Here is a 1,163-nt window from a genome sequence, read left to right as displayed (position 1 = left end):
CTTCCCATTCCGAACAGGAAAGTTAAGCTCTATAGCGCCAATGGTACTGCATGGGTGACCGTGTGGGAGAGTAGGACGTTGCCAGGTGAAAAATAAAAAGATAGTTTAATTGCTATCTTTTTTTTATACGGGGGTATAGCTCAGCTGGGAGAGCACCTGCCTTGCACGCAGGGGGTCAGGAGTTCGAATCTCCTTACCTCCACCATGTTTAAGACACATCTAAATAGATGTGTTTTTTTATTTAAATTAAAATTTTTATATAATACTGAAGGGTTTTATATTATTTAAAGATAATATTTTTATAATTGAGATGAATTTAAATGATGTTATATAAGAAATATTGTATTAAATTTATATGTTTTTATATTAAAATATTAGTGCAACAAATCAATTATAATATATAAAAGTTTAAATAATTATAAATAAATTAATATATAGGTATTAATATTTAAATTAAGCAGAATACTATTAATATATTGAATATATAGTAGTTTAAATAGGAATATAAATTTTTTAATAACTACATATAAATATCAATATTGAAAATATTGGTATTAATTAAAATTTAATCTTACTTATATTAATTAATATTTTAAAGTGTAGTAAATAGTATTTATATTATAATATAAATACTATTTAACAATAAAAAATAAATTAATTATATAAATATGTGAATAATTATAATAAATATATTACATAATAATAAGAGAAAGAAAGTATTTAAAGTTTATATATAATAGAATTATTACTTAAACATATCCTAGTGTATCAATGTCTAATAATATTAGAAAACTAAAGAAAAGCTTAGTATGTATATTTTAATTTATAAATTTGAGTATATTAAAATATATTTAATAGTAATAATATGATATTATTAATTCCGTCGCTTATGACGATATAAATCGACATTAAAAGACAATAAAATATGTCGAAAGATGTTGACAAATATTGAATGAAGTGATAGAATATTATTGTCGTTTAGAAGAGGAAACACTTTGAAAGTTTAGAAAACTTTATGAAAAAAAGTTGTTGACATAAATCTTCTTAAATGATAAGATAAACAAGTCGCTTGAAGGCGACGAGATAAAATGGTCTTTGAAAATTGAACAGAATATAGAAATACATTTAGAACCAGCAATTCTTTTTACAAGTAAGTTTTAAGA

The 1,163-nt window shown here is 22.4% G+C and carries 1 tRNA gene and 1 rRNA gene; both read left to right on the top strand.

Annotation, left to right across the window (positions count from 1 at the left end):
- Nucleotides 1-87, top strand: a 5S ribosomal RNA gene (rrf, locus tag AC4FQW_RS13280); the annotation flags it as partial.
- A gap of 42 nt (nucleotides 88-129) precedes the next feature.
- A tRNA-Ala gene (locus tag AC4FQW_RS13275) sits at nucleotides 130-205 on the top strand.
- Nucleotides 206-1,163 lie beyond the last annotated feature (958 nt).

The organism is Clostridium sp. TJA085 (genome assembly GCF_058310235.1).
The sequence above is the reverse complement of the archived record's forward strand: the minus strand, read 5'-3'. Positions and strand labels throughout refer to the sequence as shown.